The 17,851-nt window shown below is 48.9% G+C and carries 13 protein-coding genes; 6 read left to right on the plus strand and 7 right to left on the minus strand.

Translation table 11 applies throughout. The features are described 5' to 3' along the window. The first annotated feature begins 105 nt into the window (after window positions 1-105). Both recB and recD read left to right on the plus strand, forming a co-directional pair. Window positions 106-3,687, plus strand: a complete 3,582-nt coding sequence (recB, locus tag VP504_RS14755) for an exodeoxyribonuclease V subunit beta (protein WP_325891835.1) — start codon at window positions 106-108, stop codon at window positions 3,685-3,687. Continuing rightward, window positions 3,674-5,671, plus strand: coding sequence for an exodeoxyribonuclease V subunit alpha (recD, locus tag VP504_RS14760; protein ID WP_325891836.1), 1,998 nt, complete (start codon window positions 3,674-3,676; stop codon window positions 5,669-5,671). Before recB ends, recD begins: the two co-directional genes overlap by 14 nt. Here recD and argA read toward each other — a convergent pair. After that, window positions 5,637-6,992 carry an amino-acid N-acetyltransferase gene (gene argA / locus VP504_RS14765; RefSeq protein ID WP_325891837.1) on the minus strand — a complete coding sequence of 452 codons (1,356 nt, stop codon included), beginning with the start codon at window positions 6,990-6,992 and terminating at the stop codon, window positions 5,637-5,639. The two genes, recD and argA, sit on opposite strands and share 35 nt — an antisense overlap. Before the next feature lie 242 nt (window positions 6,993-7,234). Between argA and VP504_RS14770 the strand changes: the two genes are divergently transcribed. Both VP504_RS14770 and mltA read left to right on the plus strand, forming a co-directional pair. After that, on the plus strand, window positions 7,235-7,513 hold the full coding sequence (locus tag VP504_RS14770; RefSeq protein ID WP_232314322.1) for a DUF2850 domain-containing protein: 279 nt from the start codon (window positions 7,235-7,237) through the stop codon (window positions 7,511-7,513). A 460-nt stretch (window positions 7,514-7,973) separates the two neighbouring features. After that, window positions 7,974-9,056 carry a murein transglycosylase A gene (gene mltA / locus VP504_RS14775; protein ID WP_325891838.1) on the plus strand — a complete coding sequence of 361 codons (1,083 nt, stop codon included), beginning with the start codon at window positions 7,974-7,976 and terminating at the stop codon, window positions 9,054-9,056. 65 nt (window positions 9,057-9,121) lie between these two features. Here mltA and VP504_RS14780 read toward each other — a convergent pair whose 3' ends face one another. The 3 genes from VP504_RS14780 to VP504_RS14790 form a co-directional block, all read right to left on the minus strand. Further along, window positions 9,122-10,090 carry a TAXI family TRAP transporter solute-binding subunit gene (locus VP504_RS14780; RefSeq protein WP_442788880.1) on the minus strand — a complete coding sequence of 323 codons (969 nt, stop codon included), beginning with the start codon at window positions 10,088-10,090 and terminating at the stop codon, window positions 9,122-9,124. Window positions 10,091-10,211: 121 nt separating this feature from the next. Then, a complete protein-coding gene (locus VP504_RS14785) occupies window positions 10,212-11,045 on the minus strand; it encodes a 3-keto-5-aminohexanoate cleavage protein (protein ID WP_325891839.1) in 834 nt (277 codons plus the stop codon). A 9-nt stretch (window positions 11,046-11,054) separates the two neighbouring features. Further along, window positions 11,055-12,374 (minus strand): aspartate aminotransferase family protein, encoded by a 1,320-nt coding sequence (locus tag VP504_RS14790; protein ID WP_325891840.1) that lies wholly within the window; start codon window positions 12,372-12,374, stop codon window positions 11,055-11,057. Window positions 12,375-12,497: 123 nt separating this feature from the next. On the opposite strand from VP504_RS14790, the gene VP504_RS14795 reads away from it, so the two are divergent. Then, window positions 12,498-13,403 carry a LysR substrate-binding domain-containing protein gene (locus VP504_RS14795; RefSeq protein ID WP_325891841.1) on the plus strand — a complete coding sequence of 302 codons (906 nt, stop codon included), beginning with the start codon at window positions 12,498-12,500 and terminating at the stop codon, window positions 13,401-13,403. Between the two features lie 76 nt (window positions 13,404-13,479). Next, window positions 13,480-14,289 (plus strand): tRNA cyclic N6-threonylcarbamoyladenosine(37) synthase TcdA, encoded by an 810-nt coding sequence (gene tcdA / locus VP504_RS14800; protein WP_325891842.1) that lies wholly within the window; start codon window positions 13,480-13,482, stop codon window positions 14,287-14,289. Window positions 14,290-14,341: 52 nt separating this feature from the next. Here the strand turns inward: tcdA and phaC are convergent, their stop codons facing one another. The 3 genes from phaC to VP504_RS14815 all read right to left on the minus strand — a co-directional run bounded on the left by phaC (window position 14,342) and on the right by VP504_RS14815 (window position 17,838). Further along, window positions 14,342-16,165: a class I poly(R)-hydroxyalkanoic acid synthase gene (phaC, locus tag VP504_RS14805; protein ID WP_325891844.1), complete on the minus strand. Its 1,824-nt coding sequence runs from the start codon at window positions 16,163-16,165 to the stop codon at window positions 14,342-14,344. Between the two features lie 64 nt (window positions 16,166-16,229). Then, window positions 16,230-16,577, minus strand: coding sequence for a phasin family protein (locus VP504_RS14810; protein ID WP_062705313.1), 348 nt, complete (start codon window positions 16,575-16,577; stop codon window positions 16,230-16,232). Between the two features lie 49 nt (window positions 16,578-16,626). Continuing rightward, complete coding sequence (locus tag VP504_RS14815) at window positions 16,627-17,838, minus strand: acetyl-CoA C-acetyltransferase (RefSeq protein ID WP_325891845.1); 1,212 nt, start codon at window positions 17,836-17,838, stop codon at window positions 16,627-16,629. Window positions 17,839-17,851 lie beyond the last annotated feature (13 nt).

The following is a 17,851-nucleotide window of genomic DNA, read 5'->3' on the forward strand; positions in this document are numbered from 1 at the left end:
TGAAATTGCCCTCAGACTGAACGGAACAATGACCTCTAGAAGCGAGCATTTTCAGGTGGTTTGGGTATAAACTAGGGATATTATTCCCCTTTGAGCCAACAGTGCATGTCAACCCAACTTCTTGACCCCATGTCATTCCCTCTACACGGACAGAGACTGATCGAAGCGTCTGCCGGTACGGGGAAAACTTTCACCATTGCGGGTCTTTATCTACGGCTATTGTTGGGGCACGGCAGCGAAGATACTGCGCATGTTTCGCCGTTGGGTGTCGATAAAATTCTGGTAGTGACCTTTACCGAGGCCGCCACGCAGGAGCTCCGTGACCGTATTCGCGCACGTATCCATGATTCACGTCTCGCATTCAGTCGAGGGCACAGCGAAGACCCTGTGATTAAACCACTGCTGGATGAGGTGCAGGATTATTCATACGCCGAGCGCTTACTTCTGCAAGCCGAACGCCAGATGGATGAAGCGGCAATCTTTACCATTCACGGTTTCTGTCAGCGCATGCTCACCCAAAACGCCTTCGAGTCTGGCAGCCTGTTTACCAACGAGTTCATTACTGATGAAAGTGCTTTACGTGAACGCGCGGTCTCGGATTACTGGCGACGCCAGTTCTATCCATTGCCCAAATCGCTCGCGGGTGTCGTGCGGGGTTACTGGGAATCGCCACTGTCACTATTAAAAGACATTAGTACTTATCTCTCTGGACCTTTGGTCACCATCAAAGCGCCGGATATGCCAGAAAATCTCGATGACTTGCATCAGGAGAATCTGGCGAAAATCGAAGAGGTGAAAAGACTGTGGCGAGAGGCTGCTTGTGATCTTGAGGCTTTGATCTCAGGATCAGGCGTTGATAAACGTAGCTACAGCAAAAAATCGCTGCCAAATTGGCTTTCAGAGGTCACAGACTGGGCGTCCCGGCCAACGACTAGCTATGAATTGCCCAAAAACCTTGAGCGCTTTTCGGCGTCTATGTTGGCAGAAAAAACCAAGAAAGGCGAAGTGCCAACGCATTCGGTTTTTGATGCAATGGATAAGCTGGTGGCGAACCCTCCTGCGCTGAAAGATGCGCTGACAGCGCATGCCATTCGTCAGGTGAGAGTTTTACTGGCTCAGGAAAAAAGACGCTTTGGCTGGCTGTCATTCGATGATTTGCTGTCACAGCTTTCATCTGCTCTGGAAAACGACAGTGAAGGTGTTCTAGCCGAGCGTATCCGCACATTGTATCCGGTCGCCATGATTGACGAATTCCAGGATACCGACCCCCAGCAATACCAAATCTTCAGCGATATTTATGCCGAGCAGCCTGAATGCGGCCTCTTTATGATTGGGGATCCCAAGCAGGCGATTTATGCTTTTCGTGGCGCAGATATTTTCACTTATATCCACGCGCGCCGTCAGGTCGCCGACCATTACAACCTAGGCATTAACTGGCGTTCGACGGCAGGTGTGGTAGAAGTAGTTAATCATGTCTTCAAAAATGCGGAATCGCCTTTTATCTACAACGATGACATTCCTTTTACTGCTGTCGCTTACTCACCGGGTGCTGATGAGCGCTATTGGGAAGTGAATGGCAGTCAACAAGCCCCGATGACTCTTTGGCTGGATGAAACGGCAGATCTGGTTTCGAAAGCGGATTATGAAAAGCAAATGGCTCATGCCACGGCGAGCAACATCCGCGACGTTCTGACGAAAGCGCAGGAAGGTAAAGCGCATTTCTGCAAAGGCGGCAAACGCAAGCCTATTCATGCCGGAGACATCGCAGTGCTGGTGAGAACCGGCAGCGAAGCAGCCAAAGTAAAGATTGCACTGGCAAGGCAGGGCATTGCTTCTGTTTATCTCTCGAACCGCGACAACGTGTTCTCAAGCCATCTTGCAGCGGATGTTCAAAGGCTGCTTGCTGCGGTACTGACGCCTGATAGTGAGCAGACACTCCGCGCCGCACTAGCAAGCGGACTATTTGCACTGACTGCCAGCGAAATCGATAACCTGAACCACGACGAAAAAGCATGGGAACGGGTGGTGATTGAGTTTTTTACTTATCAAACGGTATGGTTCAGTCGGGGCGTGATGCCCATGCTTCGTCAGGTGATGCAACGTCGTGGTATTGCAGAACGCTTACTCTGTGAAGACAATGGTGAGCGAGCACTTACCGACCTGATGCATCTTGGGGAACTGTTACAGCAGGCCAGCCAGACACTGGATAGTCACCATGCGTTGATTCGCTGGCTGGCTGACCATATCGATAACCCTAACGGTAACAGTGAAGAGCAACAAGTTCGCTTGGAGTCTGAGCGCGATCTGGTGCAAATCGTCACTATCCACAAATCTAAAGGCCTGGAATACGATCTGGTGTACTTGCCGTTCGCCTGCAATTTCCGCCCATCAGACAGACCTTTTTTCCACGATGAAGACCATACGCCAGTGCTTTCATTGACTGAACCTGACTTTGCTATTGAGCAGGCAGATAAAGAGCGTTTGGCCGAAGATCTTCGACTCGTTTACGTTGCTTTGACCCGTGCTGTCTACGGCTGCTTTATTGGCCTTGCACCGCTCAAAGATGGAAGAAAATCCTCCGGTGATACCGGGCTTCATAAATCAGCACTGGGTTACCTGATTCAAAAAGGTGAAGCGGCAGATGCAGCGGGATTGATAGCCGCAGTTGATTCGCTGCTGGCTGGTTGTGATGGGATTGAGAAAACCGAACCACCCAAAGTAGTGGACGGAAAACTGGAGCCAGAGTCGGCTGATAATGATGTCATTAAAGCGCGAACTTTCGAAGGGCGTATCCGCCGTGATTGGCGCCTGACCAGTTATTCCGGTTTGGTCAAGCAAGGCCACAGCAGTGCGCTGCCCGATTTACCTGCCTTTGATATTGATGCCGCTGAAGAGCAGCACGATGAAAGCAACACGGAGACCGACAGCGCGCCCACCATATTCCAGTTTCCGAAAGGTGCCCGTCCAGGGACTTTCCTACACACCTTGTTTGAGAATGTCGAGTTTGGGCAGGACATGTTCAGCGAGGAAGTGGCTGAAATGATCCGCCATCACCTGCTGCTCGGAAACTACGACGAAAGCTGGATACCTGTATTGCAGAAACTGTTGTCTGATGTCGTCTCGCAGCCACTCAACGATGAAGGGTTGATGTTGTCTGAGGTGGATGAACCCGCAAGATTGACCGAGATGGAATTCGTGATGCCAGTGGAAAGACTTGATAGTGGCCGTGTGAACCGGTTAATTGCCGAACACGACCCTCTTTCAGCGCAGGCTGGTGAGCTTCACTTTGATACCGCCAGTGGCATGCTGAAAGGATTTATCGATTTAGTGTTCTGCTGGCAGGGACGTTATTACGTATTGGACTGGAAGTCGAACTATCTTGGAGATTCGCCTGCAGATTACACCGAGGAGGCACTGGCCGAAGCTATGGCGGATCACCGCTACGATTTCCAATACCAGATTTACTCACTCGCCCTGCATCGTTTCCTGCGCCAGCGTTTACCGGATTACTCGCCGGAACGCTATCTTGGAGGTGTTTTCTATCTCTTTGTTCGTGGTATTGAAGCGGATACTCGCCATGGCATTTTTTACACCTCACCTTCTCTTGAACTTCTCGATGGCCTTGATGCCATTTTTTCTGGTGAAGCAGCGCTTTCAGAGGGAGAGAGCCTAAATGGCGATAAGTGAAAAACTAAACGCCCTGTATAAGCGTAAAGCCATCAGAGCTATCGACCGCCAGTTTTCCCAGTTTATCGGTGAACAACTCGGCGACGTTGAATCCCCCATGGTGGGATGGGCGGCCTTGGTCAGCTTTGAGCTGGGCAAAGGCAATGTTTGTGTTGATCTGGCGGCCTTAGACAGCGCAAAGCTCTTTGACCTGATACCCGCAGAATCGGCAGAACTTGCGATATTGATGACGCCTGAAAATGCATTGGCTCTGATGTCCACATCTCCAGTTGTCGGTGATGGTAATGTACCGACGCCAATGGTGTTGAGTGGTACCCGCCTCTATCTTCATCGCTATTGGGCCGCAGAGCGTCTGGTGACTAACGAAATTACGGCACGTGCAACTGAGCTTCCTTTGCCGATGACGCTGCGCGGCGTGCTGGACGATCTATTCCTGCCTGATATGTCTTTGCTTCGTCAGTTCTACAGCACATGGGAAGAAAGTGAAAAAGCCGAGAAGCTGGCTGACTTCTTCGACATCACTGATCTGACACAGGTCGATGTAGACGCGCTGAAAACCGCGTTAGATGCACAAGCCCCTGATGCTCAGGTGCTGAGTCTAATGCCAGACTCAGCACGATTGAACTGGCAGAAAGTCGCTGCAGCCGTGGCGCTGAGTTATCGCTTTGCAGTTATCTCTGGTGGCCCGGGGACAGGAAAAACCACGACGGTGGCAAAGCTTCTGGCGGCGATTGTTAGCAGTAACGACAATCCAAATGGCCCTGAAATTAAGCTGGTGGCACCGACAGGTAAAGCGGCAAACCGTCTGACGGAATCTATCGGAAAAGCCGTTGCGGCATTGCCGGTGAGTAACGAGGTAAGAGACAAAATTCCGACTCAGGCATCGACGATTCACCGACTGCTGGGCGCTATCCCGAACCGCGTCGAGTTTCGACATCATGCCAGGAATCGTCTTCACCTTGATGTGCTCGTGGTCGATGAGGCGTCAATGGTCGATTTGCCTATGATGGCCCGATTGCTTTCGGCATTGCCAGAACATGCCAGAGTGATTCTTTTGGGGGACCGAGATCAGTTGGCTTCTGTAGAGGCAGGTGCCGTATTGGGGGATATCTGCCTTGATGCAGGAAGTGGTTTTAGCGCTGAGCGTATAAAAACACTGACTTCGCTGACGGGTTTCAATTTACCACAGGAAGCTTCTCTGCCCCCTGTATCGGATGGTGTTTGTTTGCTGCGTAAAAGCTACCGGTTCCATGCCAAATCTGGTGTTGGACAACTTGCTTACGCGATTAATGCTGGTGAGGTACGCTGGGTTGATAGAGTCTTGCGGCAAGGCTTCGGCGATATTGCTCTTCACGACCTTGACGGTGACGTGTATGGCGAAGCTATCGCAATGACTGTCAATGGATATCGAAACTACCTCGCGGCGTTATCCGAGAGAGCAGATAACCGAACCTTGCTTAGACATTTCTCTAATATCCGCTTGCTCTGTGCGCTGTCTGATGGCCCGTTTGGGGTCAAAGGCTTGAACGTGGCGATTGAAAAAGCGCTAGCCAAAAGGGGGCTTATTGCTCCTGGAGAAGAGATTTTCTACCCGGGAAGGCCAATTATGGTCACGCAGAACGACCATGGTCTTGGTTTGTACAATGGTGATATCGGTATTGTGGTAAAACAGGAAGAAGGGCTTCGCGTAGTATTTGAAATGGCGGACGGTTCAGTAAAAGCCTTTTTGCCAAGTCGCCTTCCTGAACATCAAACTGCCTACGCGATGACTATCCACAAATCTCAGGGCTCTGAATTCAGTCATACCATTTTGGTGTTACCACCGACTCCAACACCCGTGATGACAAGGGAACTGATTTATACGGGCGTTACACGGGCAAAAGACAGGTTGGATGTGTATGCCACCCGCACCAGTTTAGCGCGGGCGGTGAAGCGTAAAACGCAGCGATTTAGCGGCTTGGCAGACGCATTACGCGTCCATTAAGCGTCAATGTTAGCACTTTTGATCGGCGCTGCAGGTTGTAGAGCTCTTGCTTGGCATCCGGCAGTGCTGTCACATCAGCCTCCACAAAACCATGTTCACGAAACCAGTGAATACTGCGGGTGGTCAGGACAAATATGGTTTTGATCCCTGACTGAACCGCCTGCTGCTGGATATATTGCAGCAGGTTGGTGCCACGGTCGCTGTCTCGGTATTCGGGGTGAACGGCCACACAGGCCATCTCTGCTGTCTGAGATTCTGGGTACGGATACAGCGCCGCACAGCCTATAATCCGTTCATCCCGATCGATAACGGTAAAACGGGGAATTTCCTGCTCGAGTTGCTCCCGAGAACGTCGCACCAGAATACCTTGTTCTTCTAAAGGGCGGATAAGCTCCAGAATACCACCGATATCATCAATGGTTGCCTGGCGAACACGCTCGGCGCTTTCGGTGACAATCTGCGTACCGATACCTTCTACTGAAAAAAGCTCCTGAATCAAGGAACCATCAACTTTGTAGCTGAGAAGGTGACTTCTTGGAACCCCTGAACGGCAGGCTGCGACAGCACCACGCAAAAACCGAACGGTACCCGAATTCTCATCACCCGCCGTGGCGCGCTGACGTAGAATTTCCTCTGCCTGATGAGGGAAAAGTTCTGATAGCACATTGCCGTTAGGGCCAATGACTCCTTGCAGTGAACAAAAGCCAATGAGCTTGTCCGCATTCAAGCGAATGGCAAGCTGGGTGGCAACTTCTTCTGAGGTCAAGTTGAAACACTCACCGGTTACCGAACTGGCAACTGGGCCGAGCAGAACGATCGAGTGCTGATCGAGTTGTCGATGAATGCCATCAATATCGATCCTGCGGATTCGTCCACTATGGCAGTAGTCGACACCTTCATCGACGCCAAGTGGCTGAGCAATGACAAAGTTTCCACTTACCACGTTGATTTGAGTACCTGCCATGGGCGTGTTATTCAGGCTCATGGAGAGGCGCGCGGTGATATCGAGTTGAAGCTGGCCGGCAGCCTGTTTAACAACTTCCAGTGCGGCTGAGTCTGTGACTCGGACGCCTTTGTGATACGGCGTCTCGAACCCTTGTTTTTCAAGGTTCTGGCTGATTTGTGGACGAGCGCCATACACCAAAACCAACCTTAAACCGAGGCTATTAAGAAGGGCTATATCATTGACAATGTTGCCAAAATTGGGGTCAGCAATCGCTTCACCACCCAGCATGACCACGATGGTCTTGTTCTGGTGTGCATTCACATAGGGGGCAGATTGTCTAAATCCGTTTACGAGTGCTGTACTACGAAGTTTCAACACCTTACTCCATATTTTTGATTTTATATGCTTAGATAGTGACTAATTATTCTTTATTTGGCAAGGGTCGTGATACGGATTCAAACATTGAATGCCTGACTTGGTCGGCACTAAAGTACTTTTTATAATAGTATTGATAGTAATTGAGAATGCATCTCTAAAATGAGACCTTATTTGTGGGTATTGTCGGACAATCTCTAGTCCTCTTCGCCGTGCTGATATCGGGGGCCATAGGCTACCTCGTGGCGAATGACATTCCAATCTTCTCTGAGGCAGACCCAACAGCTATTTATGGTGAATGGGTGGAGCAGGGCGTGCCAAGTTACGCGGCTGATAGTTTTGAAGTGCGGAAGGACGGTATTTATATTAAAGGGGCGCGAACTACCAGCCACTATGAATATACTGGCAGCAAACTTATCTATACAGTCGGTAACAATACTTACCTCTACACCGTTGAAGACAGAAATACACTCCAGAGAGAAAAGCCTTATCACTACAGCACGCCATTTACCAAACGCTGACAATCAGTAGTTTGTCGGTAGAACCCTGAGAAGCTCTGTGACCGGGCATAACCCAAGTGCGACACGGCGAATTCTATCTGCAACATCCTCATTGCCGCCTAGGCAGCGGCGAATGCTGTTATTGATCATCTCATCGCTACTGCCGTCGCTGGCCAAAGTCCGAATCCATTGATACTCAATAGACTCAGTATCAAGTAACGTCTTTCTCCCTACTTTTAAGTCCACCCAAAGCTCCCTGACAGTTTTGTTTAATTTTTAAGACACTTTCTTTTCATCGGATTTAAACGAATCTTTATGACAGAAATGTGACAAAGCATTTCAAATTTTGGGGCATATGCTTTCGATCGCATTATAACTCCCAGTTAAACTGTGGGCTTATACTACCAATATCGCCTTTTGATTGCAGAAAGAGTGGGGTTCTGTCACCCTCTTTTTATTGTTTTCTTACTCAGGTACACCTGTGAAAAAAGCTCTTTCTGTTGTCGGTATTTCTTTACTCCTTGCCGCTTGTGTTCGTCCTACTGACCGCGGTCAACAATACATAGATGGACGCTTTGATGATGTTCTTAACCCGGTTGAGCAAGTTGCTACGGACAAAGCGCGTGACTATTCTCTTTTCCCAGCTCAACTTGAAAAAGTCGAATCCCGTTCCCTTTCCTTGAGCGAGGCTAACCAAGCGGTTTATCAGAGTGTAAAAGTCTGGCTTGCTGAAAGCGGTGAGCCGACAACACTAGGTGATTATGGTCTTTCCCTTGAGCAAATGGGCGGTGGTGACGGCTATGGCAACGTGCTGTTTACCGGTTATTTCTCTCCTGTGATTGAAATGCGCCACAAACCTGATGCATTGTTTCGCTATCCGGTTTATGCAATGCCTCTATGCGATGAAAAGTGCCCTACCCGTGAAGATATCTACAACGGAGCGTTAGAAGGATTGGGGCTGGAGCTTGGTTACAGCGCTTCACTGATTGATAATTTCATTATGGAAGTGCAGGGTAGTGGTTTCATCCACTTCGGTGATAATGACCAGCTTGAGTACTTTGCCTATGGCGGCAAAAATGGCCACCCTTATGTCAGCATTGGCAAAGTGCTGATTGAGCGCGACGAAGTGCCACGTGAGAAAATGTCACTGAAAGCCATCAAAGACTGGGTAGCGCAGCAGGATGAAGCAACTGTGATGGAGCTGCTAAATCAAAACCCTTCATTTGTTTTCTTTGCTCCCAAGGCGGCGCATCCTGTGACTGGCACTGCGGGGATCCCGCTGCTGTCTGGTGCTTCAGTGGCTGCAGATCGGGACTTCTTACCGATGGGCACTGTACTGCTGGCTGAAGTGCCTCAGCTTAATGAAGAGGGGAACTGGAATGGTCAGCACGTATTGAAGCTGCTGATGGCTTTGGATACTGGCGGTGCGGTGAAGAAAAACCATCTTGATCTATACCATGGTATGGGGGAAGAGGCGGGGATTAAAGCAGGCCATCATAAACACTTCGGTCGTGTGTGGAAGCTGACTAAGCCTTCTGAGAGTAAAGAGCAACCAAAGCCGTAACCAAGTTGTTAGTGACAAAAAAGGCGGGTTCTGAACCCGCCTTTTGCTATTTTATAAAAAGTGACTTATTTGATCAGGCCAACTTCTTTGTAGTATTTCGCCGCGCCTGGGTGCAGAGGTGCAGATAGACCGTCAGCTACCATTTCTTCTTTCTTCAGGTTTGCGAACGCAGGATGCAGACGACGGAAGTCATCAAAGTTCTCAAATACAGCTTTGGTCACGTTGTAGATAACGTCCTCCGGCACTTCAGCAGAAGAAACGAAGGTTGCACCGACACCGAAGGTTTGAACGTCGTTATCGTTACCACGGTACATACCACCTGGGATGGTTGCAGTGCGGTAATAGTCGTTCGCTTCAACCAGCTTGTTAGATGCAGCGTTATTCACTTCGACGATCACGCTGTCACACGCGGTGGTTGCTTCCTGGATTGAACCACTTGGGTGACCTACTGTGTAAACCATAGCGTCAATTTTGTTGTCACACAGCGCTTTAGACTGCTCAGCAGCTTTCAGCTCGGAAACCTGTTTGAAGTCATCCATAGTCCAGCCCATTTCATCCATCAGCACTTCGATAGTACCGCGTTGACCAGAGCCTGGATTACCCACGTTCATGCGCTTACCTTTCAGATCATCAAACGTTTTTACACCCGCGTCAGCGCGCGCAACAACTGTGAACGGTTCTGGGTGGACAGAGAAGACCGCGCGCAGGTCTTTGTATGCGCCTTGGTCTTTAAATTTGCTTGAACCATTATAAGCGTGGAACTGCCAGTCAGACTGGGCGATACCCATGTCCAGTTCGCCTGCACGAATGGTATTGATGTTGTAAATAGAACCACCGGTAGACTCAACCGAACAACGGATACCGTGCTCTTTCTTGCTTTTGTTTACCAGACGGCAGATTGCACCACCCGTAGGATAGTAAACACCAGTGACACCACCAGTACCGATAGTAACGAATTGATTAGCTTGTGCTGGTACGGCAGTTAAAGCAGCTGCAAAGCTCATTGCGGCCAAAGTTGGTTTTAACGCTTTCATGCTTTAGTCCTTGTCGATGATGTGATTGCTAACGCGGTGAGAAGCCGCTGTTAATAGTTTGTGAGTCCATATTACGCCGAAATTATCTGATAGTTAGTTTTTCGATGGCAAGAGATACGCCTCACGATTCAAAGCTACGGAAGATATTTTTTCTTAAATCCTCCGCAGAGTTGATATATAAACCCACGTTTTGAGACATAGCGGCGATTTGCTGTACAAGTTCAGCATTGTTATCCGCATACTGTCCCATTAAATTCATTAGGTTATTTTCGAAACCAACGCGTATATCTCCACCTAATGATATCGCTGCGCTTAGACATTGATGCTCATATTGACCGAAAGCACAGGTTGCCCACGAAATTTCCTCGCGGGTTATACGCTTAATATCAAACTCGAGCAAATCAGTAGGCACTGACAACATGTCTTTTTTGTACTTTCCCAGTACCAATAGTAGGTGATGACCGTTATTAGGCAACATCCTGTCATTAACCATTTGAAAGTAAAGCGACAAATCTGCAGCATCATACAAAATGTATTGCACGTAGATACAGCGCTCATTGAGCTCGTAAAAGAAGCGGCTGGCGTTTTTTTCAAACGCAGCATTGGGGCGAAGCTCGCGAAGGGCGAGGGAGACTGCTTCTGGCTCGGTGCCTCGTACCAGCTCCATCTGCTCTTCCGGTTGATAGAGACCTACTGCCTCGGTCGTTAATTGTATCACCATGTCGGAATCAAAACGGGCCCGTGTTTCCATGAGCCACTCTCTGTTTAGCCCAACATCCAGCGAGTGCTTGCCTTGCTCATTGCGTACATGCATATGCGCCATCGCTGCACCCGCATCTTTACATTGCGTCAGGCACACAGCCATGTCTTCGATGGTCATTGGCAGTTGCTGGTGGTCATCCTTACTGCGTCGAGCACCATTTGGTGCAACGATAATAGTTCTTCCTTTTTGCACCCGATTTTCCTATGCAAATACGTTATCCAGTGTGATAGCCAAGCGTTTCACCAACTCATCAATTTCGTTCTGCGTGATGATGAAAGGTGGTGCAAGCAAAACGTGATGACCTTGCTTGCCATCAATCGTGCCACCCATGGGGTAACACATCAGGCCATTTGTCATGGCGGTTTTCTTCACTTGCGCATGGAGGGGACGTGAAGAGGCAAACGATGTTTTGGACGCTTTGTCTTCAACAAATTCCAGCCCGATAAACATACCTCTTCCGCGAATATCCCCGACATATGGGTGATCGCCGAACGTCTGATTTAATTGTTTGACCAGATAATGTCCCCGTTCAGTCACTTCACTAAGAACACCTGCATCTAACGCATCAAGCGTGGCACAGGCAGCAGCACATGCCAAAGGGTGAGCCATAAAAGTGTGCCCATGCTGGAAATATCCGCTGCCGTGGAAAATCGCATTGTAGATGTTGTCGTGGATCATGACTGCACCAATAGGTTGGTAGCCAGCAGCCAGCCCTTTTGCCATGGTCACGAGGTCAGGCACGATATCTTCCTGTTCATACGCAAAATAGGTGCCAGTGCGGCCACAACCACACATCACTTCATCAAGGATGAGCAGCACACCATATTTGTCGCAAATTTCGCGGATGCGTTTGAAGTAGCCTTTCTCAGCCACCAGCGCGCCAGCGGTCGCTCCGACAACGGGCTCGGCCACGAATGCAATGACAGTTTCCGGGCCAACAGCGAGTAGTCGCTCTTCCAACTCATTCGCGACACGCTGGCCATACTCGAAATGGGTTTCGTCATTGCTCTTATCACGGTAGGCATAACATGGTGCAATCAACTCACCATTGTGCATCAGTGGAGCGAACGGCTCTTTTCGCCACATATTACCCCCAACACCCAGTGCACCCAGTGTGTTGCCATGGTAGCTCTGTCGGCGCGCGATATAGCGGGTCCGCGAGGTTTCGCCTTTTTCAAGAAAATATTGGCGCGCCATTTTTAAGGCCGCTTCGACTGCTTCAGAACCGCCACTGACCAGATAAACATGGTTTAGTGGGCCGGGTGCTTTGTCTGCTAAACGCGCTGCCAATTCTTCAGCTGCTGAAGAGGTAAAAAAACCGGTATGAGCATATGGAATGGTACGCAACTGGTTTTCGATTGCACCCAACACGCCATTATGACTGTGGCCGAGGCAGGATACCGCTGCACCACCGCATCCATCGAGGTACTGACGTCCTTCACTGTCGATTAGAAATACGCCGTTACCACTTGCGACAACAGGTAACTCTGAATGACAGTGTCTTTGTAGTATGTTTGTCATGATTTCCTTGAGCTATTTATTGATTAAAACTTGTTCTTATATTGCTCAGTATGGACAGGTTGGAAATTGAACAGCAAACGATATAAATTCAGAGGGTATGCCAAAAATTCATAGAGACGATATATGGCTATGCCCATTCCGCCAATGAAGACCTTGCGAACTTTCACGGTCGTGGCGCAGACACTGAGCTTTTCAAAAGCAGCAAAGCTGTTGAACCTGACGCAAAGTGCGATAAGCAAACAAATTCTTCATCTGGAAGAATTAATGGGGTGTTCTCTGTTTGAACGTGTAGGAGGGAAAGTGGAGCTGACAGAAGCGGGGAGGCGGTATCTTCCTTCTGTTGTGGAGGCACTGGAAAACCTTCAGTATGCGACCTCTACTGTTATGCAAACTTCCGAAACGAAAAGCCGCATCGAAGTTTCGGTACCACCTTCTTTGGCGAGTATGTGGCTGGTCCCGAGGTTAAAGGCCTTTAGGAATGCTTACCCCAATATTGAGCTTGCAGTGAGGGCGAGTGTGACATCTGACAGTCAGAACCTTTATCAAAGTGATATCGCGATCCACTGCCTACCATTATCAACCCATGAAGAGGAAGCGGAGTTATTGATCCGAGAAAGATTGATGCTGGTGGCATCTCCAGAGTTGGTTGCAAATACCCAATCGATTGATGATCTGTTGCCCTTGAATGCGATTAGCCACATTACACGCCCTCAAATCTGGAATCAGTTTTGGCATGAGTTGGATATAGCTCCATGTGGCCCGACATATGGGACGGGCTTCGAGCACTTTTATATGGCATTGGAGGCGGTTAAACACCATGAAGGAATGGCATTGATCCCTCAATTCCTTATCCGGGAAGCGTTAAAGCGTGGAGACGTAAGCAACCCTCTTTCGCTTAGCTTCAATAGTCTTTATGGCTACTTCCTTTTCAGCCATGGATATAAGCGAAGGCTGGGACCAGTAAAACAGGTTATAGATTGGTTGAAGCAGGAACTGTTGCCAACAGTAGGGGAATGTAAGTCGGCGTGACGGCAATGGACATTTTGCGTTCAAGCGAGTATAAACCGCAATCCACGTTGGAAATCGAGAAATAGAGCAAATTATTATGGCAACGACTCAACCTGCATCTGAAAGCTATCAGCAACGCTTTGGCGGTACTCGCCGTCTGTATGGCGCTACTGAGCTTGAGGTCCTGCGCCAATCGCATGTGTGCGTGATTGGAATTGGTGGTGTGGGCTCATGGGCCGTTGAAGCATTGGCTCGAAGTGGTATCGGGGAATTGACCTTGATTGATATGGATGATGTGTGTGTCACCAATATCAACCGCCAAATTCACGCGCTGTCCGGTAGTGTGGGTCAAAGCAAAGTTGAAGTGATGGCTGAACGTGTTAGCGCAATAAACCCCGACTGTAAAATCAATCTAATTGATGATTTTATCTCAGAAGAAAATATTCCTGAGTACATAGCTAAAGATTACGATTATGTGCTGGATGCCATCGACAGCATCAAGCCAAAAACTGCATTATTAGCTTACTGTAAGCGTAACAAAATCAAAATCATTACGGTTGGCGGGGCAGGTGGACAAATCGATCCGACACAAATTCAGGTCGCCGATTTAACGAAGACGATTCAAGATCCCCTGGCTGCTAAACTTCGCAACAACCTGCGTCGTTTCCACAATTTCACCAAAACTCAAGGGCGTAAGTTTGGTATCGATTGTGTTTTCTCGACCGAACAATTGAAGTATCCGCAACCGGATGGTTCTGTATGTGAGACCAAAGCAACGGCAGAAGGGCCAAAGCGAATGGACTGTGCCAGTGGGTTTGGAGCGGCAACGATGGTGACAGCGACCTTTGGCTTTGTGGCGGTTTCACGCATTATCGCCAAACTGACTGAAAAAAATAAGCGGCTTTGAAAGTACAAAAAAAAGGCCACGAATATTCGCGGCCTTTTTTCATTGTTCACAATTAAGCATTGACTTTAGCGCTGGGCTTTTGTGCTTCTGCTTTTGTGTCTTGCTTAGGTTGAATAGGAAGTACTTCCTTCACATAGTCACCTGGTGCAATACCGATCACAGGGAAGTTTTCTGAGCCTTGCGGATAAGGCTCGATCTTTTCCTTCGGATTGTAAGAAGAGAGCCACTCATCCCAATGCGTCCACCACGAACCTGAGTTGTGATCCGCAGACTCAAACCATTCGTCAGCTGACTCACTCAGTTCGCTGTTTACCCAATAACCATATTTGCCTTTCGCAGGGTGATTCACGATGCCAGCAATGTGGCCAGACTCACCCAATACAAAGGTCTTGTTGCCACCCACATTGAGTGCGCCGCGGTAAGTCCCTTGCCAAAGAGCAATATGGTCTTCTTTGGTTGAGATGAAGTAGGTAGGGACTTTGATTTTGTTCAAATCAATCCAAACACCACCCACTTTCACGCCTTTGTCCTGAACCAGCTTGTTATTGAGGTACAACTCGCGCAGCATAAAGTTGTGCGTAGCCGCGGCAACGTTGGTACTATCGCTGTTCCAGTACAGAAGATCGAAATCTACAGGGCTATTACCCTTGAGGTAATTGTCGATGTAGTAGTTCCAGTAAAGGCTATTTTCGCGTAGCAGGCTGAAAGTGACACTCAAAGAGCGTCCATCCATGTAGCCACGCGCCGTGTTTTGCATCTCGATGGCACTGATCAAGCTTTCATTGATGTAAGCACCTACTTCACCTGGTTGCGCAAAGTCGAGTAACGTGGTGAAGAAAGAGGCAGACTTGATGCGAGCTTTCATACGTTTGGCTGCATAGTACGCGATGGTACTTGCTAACACGGTACCGCCGATACAGTAACCTGCCGCATTGATTTGTGATTGACCGGTAATATCTTCAATCGCAGACACGGCTTTCACAACGCCTTCCGTCACGTAGTCACCGAATTCGACGTCTTTTTGCGCAACACCTGGGTTACGCCAAGACATCATAAATACGGTGTGACCCTGCTCAACCAACCAGCGCACCATCGAATTCTTCTCGCGAAGGTCGAGGATGTAGTACTTGTTGATGAACGGCGGCACGATCAGCAGCGGCGTTGCGTTGACTGTTTTAGTCAGTGGACGATACTGGATCAGTTCGAAAAGTTCGTTCTGAAACACAACATCACCCTGTGTATTGGCAACGTCCTCACCAATACGGAATGCGTTGTTGTTGGTCATGCGTACTTTGAGGATATCAGAGCTGGACTCGATATCTTCTTGTAGGCTTTGCAGGCCTTTCACCAGGTTCTCGCCATTTTTCTCCATCGTTAGCTTGAGCAGTTCTGGGTTGGTACCCACAAAATTGCTCGGAGACATGGCATTAATTGCCTGACGAGAGAAAAAGTTCAGACGTTCTTTTGCTTTATCATCCAGCCCTTCAACCGCATTGATGGTTTCCAGATAGGTACGACCAAACAGAAGATACGATTGCTTGATGAAGTTATAGAACACTTCATCCTGCCAGCCTTTGTCCTGAAAACGTTTGTCGTCTTTCTCCGGCGTAACAATTTGTTCCTTGTTTGCCGCTAGCGCAACGTTTTGCCAAATTTGCATTTGCTTTTCCCACCACTGCATTTGTATTTGCAGCATCGCGGCAGGTTGATTTGCAGCGCCCTCAAGAAGTTTTGCGGTATCTTCAAGACTCTGCTCTTGCATGGCTTTGTTCAGGGGAGTACTTACGGCTGCCTTGCCTTGCTCAAGATCCTTCCACCATTGCTGGTTACTCTCTTGGAGTTTTACAAGGTAGTCCGAGAAGAAGTTCTGATACATGTGTAAACCCTCTTTATCGGAAACAACACCGCCCTCTGCAGCGAGAGGGCGGGCCTACCTAAAATTAAGCTGGTTGAGCAGCTTTCAGGTTTTCGGTAGTCAGTTGTTCCAGATCGTCTTTAAACTCCTTCGCGATAGATTGCAGTTTCGCGCTGTCATCCATCATTTGCTGAGACAGCTTGGTCAGCGCTGCCAGTTGTTGGCTGCTGTAAGCAGTCATAGAAGTTACGTCAGTCACTTCACTTGCTGCTTTAACTTGTGCCAGGCCCATTTGACTGTAAGTTTTTACTGCGCTCAGTTGAAGTTCTGTCAGAGTCTCAACGTTCTTAGCAACCAGTTTGTTAAACTTAACGTAAGGTGCCAGCGTTTTTTCAGTTTGCTCAGAGAATGCTTTAAACATATCTGTGTACATGGTGTTTCTCCTAAGTGTATTAATTAGATCCAAGGGGGGTTTAACGTTCTTATCTGTCGGCACGTTTCACGACAACTGCCGTACCCATGCCGCCGCCGATGCAAAGCGAAGCAACACCGTATGTGCCTCCGCGTTTTTCCAACTCATGAATCAGTGAAACCAAGACGCGGTTACCTGATGCACCGAGTGGGTGGCCCAATGCGATTGCGCCACCATTGACGTTTGCCTTTTCTAAAATGCTGTCAGTGCTTACGTTGTGAGTGTCCGCCAATTGATGAACAACACCCAGCGCCTGAGCAGCGAAGGCTTCGTTGAGCTCAAACAGATCCACGTCGGAAATAGACAGCTCTGCTTTTTCCAGAGCTTCTGTTACTGCACCTACAGGGCCTAGGCCCATGATTTTTGGATCTAACCCAACTTGCGCATAGCTGGTGATTTCTGCCAACGGTTTCAGACCAAGACGCTTAACCGCAGATTCAGAAGCTACGATGACTGCGCTGGCACCGTCGTTAAGGCCGGATGCATTACCTGCTGTGACTGTGCCTTCTCGGTTAAACGCTGGGCGAAGTTTCGCCAAACCTTCTTGCGTGCAGTCTGCTTTAGGGTATTCATCAGTATCGAAAGTGACGGTTTGGCGACGTTGCTTTACTTCAACTGGTACGATTTCATCTTTGAAACGGCCAGCTTCTATAGCCGCAACGGCTTTTTGTTGGCTCTGCTGAGCATACGCGTCCTGTTGATCGCGGTTTAAGCCTACGAGTTCAGCCACGTTCTCAGCGGTAACGCCCATGTGGTATTGGTTGTAGACGTCAGTGAGACCATCACTGATCAGAAGATCTTTGAGGCCAATATCGCCCATTTTCTGTCCACCGCGCAGGGAGCCTGACGCTGCAAACGGGATTTGAGACATGTTCTCAACACCTGCTGCCACAACAACGTCTGCGTCACCGCAGCGGATGTGAGCAACTGCATCCATAACCGCTTTCATGCCACTACCACAAACCATGTTAATAGCATAAGCCGGAACGGTTTCAGGTAAGCCAGCATAGATGGCAGCCTGACGACCAATACCCATGCCTTGACCAGCACTGACAACGTTGCCGAGAATCACTTCATTGATGGCGTCTGGAGTAACATTGCCTGCTTCCAGAGCACCTTTGATAGCAGATGCTGCCAGCTCTCCTGCTGGAACATCTTTGAGAGAACCTGTGAATGCGCCTATCGCGGTACGCTTAGCCGCGACAATATACACTTTTTCCATTTTTAACCTTTCC

Origin of the sequence: Grimontia sp. NTOU-MAR1, from assembly GCF_035758505.1 — a bacterium.
Classification (GTDB): Bacteria; Pseudomonadota; Gammaproteobacteria; order Enterobacterales; family Vibrionaceae; genus Enterovibrio; species Enterovibrio marinus.